The organism is Pseudoxanthomonas sp. LH2527, from assembly GCF_022539275.1.
Taxonomy (GTDB): Bacteria; Pseudomonadota; Gammaproteobacteria; order Xanthomonadales; family Xanthomonadaceae; genus Pseudoxanthomonas_A.
On sequence record NZ_JAKZBW010000052.1, the window covers coordinates 1 to 6391 of the forward strand.

General features: G+C 69.4%; 6 protein-coding genes. 5 read left to right on the top strand and 1 reads right to left on the bottom strand.

All coding sequences use genetic code 11. The features are described 5' to 3' along the window. Positions 1 to 126 precede the first annotated feature (126 nt). The 5 genes from MMG85_RS18210 (at position 127) to MMG85_RS18230 (ending at position 5494) form a co-directional block, all read left to right on the top strand. Positions 127 to 1470 carry a folylpolyglutamate synthase/dihydrofolate synthase family protein gene (locus tag MMG85_RS18210; RefSeq protein WP_345778866.1) on the top strand — a complete coding sequence of 448 codons (1344 nt, stop codon included), beginning with the start codon at positions 127 to 129 and terminating at the stop codon, positions 1468 to 1470. 67 nt (positions 1471 to 1537) lie between these two features. After that, entirely contained in the window at positions 1538 to 2548 is a 1011-nt protein-coding gene (locus tag MMG85_RS18215; RefSeq protein WP_241047321.1) for an SPOR domain-containing protein, read from the top strand. A 43-nt stretch (positions 2549 to 2591) separates the two neighbouring features. Continuing rightward, entirely contained in the window at positions 2592 to 3203 is a 612-nt protein-coding gene (locus tag MMG85_RS18220) for a CvpA family protein (protein WP_241047322.1), read from the top strand. A 7-nt stretch (positions 3204 to 3210) separates the two neighbouring features. Beyond that, the gene (gene purF, locus MMG85_RS18225) at positions 3211 to 4680 is read left to right on the top strand and encodes an amidophosphoribosyltransferase (protein ID WP_055941400.1); all 1470 of its coding nucleotides are present in this window, start codon (positions 3211 to 3213) and stop codon (positions 4678 to 4680) included. Positions 4681 to 4696: 16 nt separating this feature from the next. After that, positions 4697 to 5494: a ferritin-like domain-containing protein gene (locus MMG85_RS18230; RefSeq protein ID WP_241047323.1), complete on the top strand. Its 798-nt coding sequence runs from the start codon at positions 4697 to 4699 to the stop codon at positions 5492 to 5494. 136 nt (positions 5495 to 5630) lie between these two features. On the opposite strand, the gene lpxH is transcribed toward MMG85_RS18230, so the two are convergent. Further along, complete coding sequence (lpxH, locus tag MMG85_RS18235) at positions 5631 to 6368, bottom strand: UDP-2,3-diacylglucosamine diphosphatase (protein ID WP_241047324.1); 738 nt, start codon at positions 6366 to 6368, stop codon at positions 5631 to 5633. Positions 6369 to 6391: the final 23 nt, after the last annotated feature.

The following is a 6391-nucleotide window of genomic DNA, read 5'->3' on the forward strand; positions in this document are numbered from 1 at the left end:
GCAGCCCCGCCTGCCCCCGCGCCCCGCATTGCCCCCGCTGGACGATCCATCATGACCGTGCCTTCCGGCGCCGATCTGGCGCAATGGCTTGCCTACATCGAACAGCAGCACCCGAAGTCCATCGAGATGGGCCTGGACCGCGTGCGCGAGGTCGCCGCGCGCATGGCGCTGGACAAGCCCGCCGTCCGCGTCATCACCGTCGGCGGCACCAACGGCAAGGGCTCGACCGTGGCCTTCATCGAGGCCATCGCGCGTGCCGCCGGCTGGAAGGTGGGTGCGTACACCTCGCCGCACCTGCTGCGCTACAACGAGCGCGTGCGCATCGATGGCGTGGACGTGGATGACTCCTCGTTGGTCGAGGCATTCGCTGCCGTCGAAGCGGCGCGCGTGAGCCCCTCTCCCGTCGGCGACCAACGGAAATCCCCGTGGGAGAGAGGGGATGGGGTGAGGGTCGAACGAAGCGCGCGTGTTTCCGATAGCGACGCAACACCATCCCCACCCAACCCTCCCCTTGAAGGGGAGGGCTCCGGCATCCCGCTGACCTATTTCGAATTCGGCACGCTGGCCGCGCTGTGGCTGTTCGAGCGCGCGGGGCTTGATCTGGCCGTGCTGGAAATCGGGCTGGGCGGGCGGCTGGATGCGGTGAACATCGTCGATCCCGATGTCGCCGTCATCACCACGGTCGACATCGACCACACCGACTGGCTTGGCCATGACCGCGAAGCCATCGGCGCCGAAAAGGCGGGTATCGCGCGCGCGTGGAAGCCGCTGGTGCTGGGCGAGGTGGATTCGCCGTCCAGCGTACTTCGGCATGCCTACGCCATCGGTGCGAATGCATTGCGGCTGGGCAGCGACTTCTTCCACGAACCGATCGACAGCCAGCGCTGGCGCTGGCGCGAAGTCGGCGCCGAACTGGAACTGCCTTCGCCGGCCTTGTCCGCGCCTTCGCAGCGCGCAAATGCGGCCACCGCCATCGCCGCGCTGCGCGCGCTGCCGGGCGAGCCCGTGCCGGACCCCGCTTTCGCGGAAGGCGTGGCCAAGGCAGTGCTGCCGGGTCGCTTGCAGCCGTTCCAGCGCGATGGCGTGGAGGTGGTGCTGGATGTCGGCCACAACCCGCAGGCGGCGCGCGAACTGGCGGCGTGGCTGCAGGCGCGTCCGATCGCAGGCGTCACCCGCGTGGTGTTCGCCGCGCTGGCCGACAAGGACGTGCACGGCGTGGTCGACGCGTTCGCGGGCACGCCCCTGCAATGGTTCCTCGCGGGGCTGATGTCCGGCCCCCGCTCGCAGACGGCCGGACAGCTCGCGGCCCGCCTGGGCGACGCCCGGGTGGATGCGCCACGTCTGCATGACGACGTCGACGGCGCATTGCAGGCCGCGCTCGCCGCCTCGATGCCCGGAGACCGCGTGCTGGTGTTCGGCTCGTTCCACACCGTGGCCGATGCGATGCAGGTCCTGCATTCAGGTCGATGACGGGGAGCGCGCCGAGGCGCGCCGTATAATCGCCGCGGCATTCCCGCCGCAGCTCACGTGGACCTGGATGGATACTGCCCTGAAACAGCGCCTGATCGGTGCCGTCGTGCTGGTGGCGCTGGCCGTCATCTTCCTGCCGATGCTGGTGAAGGGCCCCGCGCCCGACAGTGGCGTGTCCGATGTGCCGCTGGACGTGCCGCCGGCCGCAGGTGGTGAATTCGAGACGCGTGAACTGCCGCTGGTGACGCCGGGCAATGCCCCCGCCACCGGCGCCGTCGGTCTGCAGGGCCAGGTCGCTGCGCCGGGCGCGGAGCCGGCACCGGCCGCCGGTGCGCTGCAGCCCGCCGCCACCGCGGGCGGCAACTTCGCCGTCAGCTTCGGTGCCTACGCCACGCAGGCCGATGCCGATGCCGTGCTAGCGCGCGTGACGCAGGCCAAGCTGCCGGGCTTCGTCGAGCCGGCGACCATCAACGGCAAACCCGCCTTCCGCGTGCGTGTGGGGCCGTATCCGGATCGCCCGCAGGCCGAATCCGCACGATTGGATGCCATCAAGATCCGCGGCGACGTCAACGCGCAGGTGGTGACGCTGGACGCGCCGGCGGCCACGCCGACGGCACCGTCGCCCACCGCGGCGGCCTCGGTCGCGACCGAGGCGCCCACCACGCCCGCCGTCACCACCCAGGCGTTGCCGCCCGAACCGGCCAAGCCCGCGCCGAAGCCGGCGGCGGCCGAGACGAAGCCGGTGGCGACCACGCCGCCGACCCCGAAGCCCGCGCCGGCCACTCCGACGCCGGCCGCGCCCGCTCCCAAGCCGGCCGAACCACCCAAGCCGGCCGCTTCCGCCACCGGTTTCGCCGTGCAACTGGGTGCGTTCTCGAATGCAGCCGATGCCAACGCGTTGCGCGACCGTGCGCGCGGCGCCGGTTTCAGCGCCTTCGTCGAACAGGTCCGCACCGACAAGGGCACGCTGAGCCGCGTGCGCGTCGGACCTGTCGCCAACCGTGCCGATGCGGATCGCCTGAAGACGCAGGTGGCCGCGAAGATCGGCGTCGACGGCATGGTCCGCCCGCATCCTTGATGGGATCAGCGCGCGCGATGGGTGAACGCCACGGGCGCGCCACGTGAGCGCGCTCGACCTGACGCTGCTGGCCATCGTCGGCGTGTCGACCCTGTTCGGGCTGATGCGCGGTTTCATCAGTGCGCTCGCTTCGATGGTCGCCTGGCTGCTGTCCGGTTGGGTGGCCTTCCATTACGGTGCCGACGTCGCCCACCTGCTCTCGAGCGATGGCCAGCCGTCGGCAAGCGAGCTGCTCGGCGGCTACGTCCTCAGCTTCGTCGGGGTAATGATCTTCGTCGGGCTGACCGGATGGGCCATCCGCCACCTGGTCAAGTCGGTCGGCCTGTCCGGCCTGGATCGCGCGCTGGGACTAGCGCTCGGACTGGCGCGCGGTGCCTTCGTCGCCTGCATCGTGCTGCTGCTGAGCGCCTTCACCGACCTGCCGAGCGAACCTGAATGGCATCGATCCTCCGTGGTGCCGGTGCTGCTGCCCGGTGCGCAGTGGCTGGCGCAGTGGTTGCCGGAATGGACTGTGCAGGAACTGGACTTTGGCAACGGGCGCCCGGCGGGCGATAATGCGCGCCTGCAAAACCTGTTGCCCCTGCCGCTGGACGAGATCGGCGCACCGCAGGAGCGCGCCCCACCGACCGCCTCGCCCGCGTCGAAACCGGAGTAGATCCACCATGTGCGGCATCGTCGGAATCGTCGGCAACCAGAATGTCGCCGGCCAGCTTTATGACGGGCTGACCGTCCTCCAGCATCGCGGACAGGACGCCGCCGGCATCGCCACCGCCGACGGCACGCGCCTGCGCGTGCACAAGGACAACGGGCTGGTGCGGGACGTCTTCAGTCCCAAGGCCATGAGCGTGCTGGAAGGCCGCGTGGGCATCGCGCACTGCCGCTATCCGACCGCCGGCTCCGAGGGCATGGACGAGGCACAGCCGTTCTACGTCAATTCGCCGTACGGCATCGCGCTGGCGCACAACGGCAACCTGATCAACACCGAGTCGCTGCGCCAGGACGTGTTCGCGCAGGACCGCCGCAACATCAACACCGATTCGGACAGCGAAGTGCTGCTGAACGTGTTCGCGCACGAACTGGACCTGCAACGCACGCTGAGCCCGGAGGCCGCCATCCGCGCCGTCGCCGGCGTGCATCGGCGGGTCAAGGGCGGCTATGCCGTGGTCAGCGTGGTGCTGGGCCTGGGCCTGGTGGCGTTCCGCGATCCGCATGGCATCCGTCCGCTGGTGCTGGGCAAGCGCGAGCACGGCGAGGGCACGGAATACATCATCGCGTCGGAGTCCGCCGCGCTCGACATCCTCGGCTTCGTGCGCATGCGCGACGTGCAGCCGGGCGAAGCGATCGTCATCACCGCGCGCGGCGAGCTGTTCAGCGAGATCGTCGCCGATGCGCCGCAGCACGCGCCGTGCATCTTCGAATACGTGTACTTCGCGCGCCCGGATTCGATGATCGACAACGTGTCGGTGCACAAGGCGCGCATGCGCATGGGCGTGAAGCTGGGCGAGAAGATCCTGCGCCTGCGTCCCGACCACGACATCGACACCATCATTCCCATCCCGGATACCTCGCGCGACGCCGCGCTGGAAATCTCCAACGTGCTGGGCGTGAAGTACCGCGAGGGATTCATCAAGAACCGCTACGTCGGCCGCACGTTCATCATGCCGGGGCAGGGCGAGCGGGTGAAATCGGTGCGCCGCAAGCTCAACCCGATCAACCTGGAATTCCGCAACCGCGTGGTGCTGCTGGTCGACGATTCCATCGTGCGCGGCACCACTTCCAAGCAGATCGTGCAGATGGCGCGCGATGCCGGTGCGCGCAAGGTCTACCTGGCCAGCGCCGCGCCGCCGGTGCGCCATCCCAACATCTACGGCATCGACATGCCGGCCGCCGACGAACTGGTGGCGCACGACCGCAGCGTCGAGGACATCGAGCACGAGCTGGGCTGCGACTGGCTGATCTACCAGGATCTCGAGGATCTGGAAGCGGCCGTGCGCGAGGGCAACCCGAACCTGACCGCCTTCGATTCGTCGTGCTTCGACGGCAAGTACGTCACCGGCATCGAGCCGGGTTACTTCGAGCGCATCGAGCAGGCGCGCTCCGACGAAGCCAAGCGCAAGCGCCGCGTCGGCTGACGCGGCAGCCCCGGGCATGACCACGCTGTTCGAGGCCGCCCGCGTCTGCCTGGATGCGGCGGACGTCGATGCGAAAGTCGCGTTGACGCAGCAGTACGCCACGGCCTTTGCGCGCGGCGAACTCGCGATCCCCGCGGACGCACCGCCGCCGGAGCCCATCCGTATGCCCGGGCGCCCGCCGAAGCCGACGCTGGTGCATCCGCGCGAGCTGCCGCGGCGCGGACTGGGCAGCGTGCAGGGCAGGGCGGCCTTCATCCACGCCATCGCGCATATCGAACTCAACGCCATCGACCTGGCCTGGGACGCGGCCTACCGCTTCCGCGGGCTACCGCACGACTTCTACGCGGACTGGGTAGGCGTGGCCCACGACGAGTCGCGCCATTTCGTGCTGCTGCGCGACCGCCTGCGCGAGCTCGGACACGACTACGGCGACTTCGATGCGCACAACGGCCTGTGGGAAATGACCGAGAAGACCGCCGACGATGGCCTGGCGCGGATGGCGCTGGTGCCGCGTGTACTGGAGGCGCGCGGCCTGGATGTCACGCCGGGGATGATCGTCAAGCTGCGCGAACTCGGCGATGAGGCCACCGTGGCGATCCTCGACCTGATCCTGCGCGAGGAAGTCGCGCACGTCGCCGCCGGTTCGCGCTGGTACCGCTGGTACTGCACGCAGCGCGGCATCGAACCGCGCGCGCGTTTCCGCGAACTGCTGAAGCAATACGCCGGCGGTTACCTGCATGGGCCGTTCAACATCGAGGCGCGCCTGCTGGCGGGTTTCGATGAGGATGAGCTGGCGGCGCTGGAAGCTCGGTAGGGTGGGCCTCGGCCCACCTCCCCATCATGCGTGGATGACGGTGTGGGAGCGACGTAAGTCGCGATGAACTGCCGCGGTGCCGTCATCGCGACTTACGTCGCTCCCACAATGGACAAGGCCTGTCCGGCCTCGCGTGTCAGAGCGAATCCAGCGCCATCCCATCCCGCTCCACCCGCAGCACCGAGCCCTGTTCGTACCAGTCGCCCAGCACGATGCGGCGGCAGGCGCGACCATCGACGGGGAGGTCATGGATCGCCGGTCGGTGCGTGTGGCCATGGATCAGGGTGTCGATGCCGAACTGGGCCAGCGTCGCGTCCACGGCCGTCGGCGTCACGTCGGTGAGGGTTTCAAACTGCACCTTGTCGTTCTGCTTCATGCCGCCCTGGTGGGCCGCACTGGCGGCACGCGCCTGCGCCGCGAACGCGAGTCGCGCGGCCAGCGGCTGCGACAGGAACTGCGCCTGCCAGGCGGGATTCCGCGTCTGCGCCCGGAACGCCTGGTAGGCGGTGTCGCCGGTACACAGCAGATCGCCATGCATCAGCAGCGCCGGCTTGCCGTACAGCGTGACGACGGCCGGGTCGGGCAGGATGCGCATGCCGGCGCGCCGGGCGAAGGCATCGCCCAGCAGGAAATCCCGGTTGCCGCGGATGAAGAACACCGGCACGCCGGCATCGGCCACCTCGCGGATGCGGGCAGCGACGTAGGCGCCGGTGCCGGAGGGATCGTCGTCGCCGACCCAGGCCTCGAACAGGTCGCCGAGGATGTACAGCGCATCGGCCGTGCGGGCTTCCCGCTGCATGAACGCGCCGAACAACTCGGTCACGGCCGGGCGTTCGGCGTCCAGATGCAGGTCGGAGATGAAAAGCGTGGTCATGCCGCGATTCTAAGCCCTCCCCT

What these genes read in the sequence shown, in the direction of transcription:
- purF (WP_055941400.1), top strand. Translation starts at nt 3,211, where the DNA reads ATGTGCGGCATCGTCGGAATCGTCGGCAACCAGAATGTCGCCGGCCAG.
- MMG85_RS18230 (WP_241047323.1), top strand. Translation starts at nt 4,697, where the DNA reads ATGACCACGCTGTTCGAGGCCGCCCGCGTCTGCCTGGATGCGGCGGAC.
- lpxH (WP_241047324.1), bottom strand. Translation starts at nt 6,368, where the DNA reads ATGACCACGCTTTTCATCTCCGACCTGCATCTGGACGCCGAACGCCCG.
- MMG85_RS18215 (WP_241047321.1), top strand. Translation starts at nt 1,538, where the DNA reads ATGGATACTGCCCTGAAACAGCGCCTGATCGGTGCCGTCGTGCTGGTG.
- MMG85_RS18210 (WP_345778866.1), top strand. Translation starts at nt 127, where the DNA reads ATGGGCCTGGACCGCGTGCGCGAGGTCGCCGCGCGCATGGCGCTGGAC.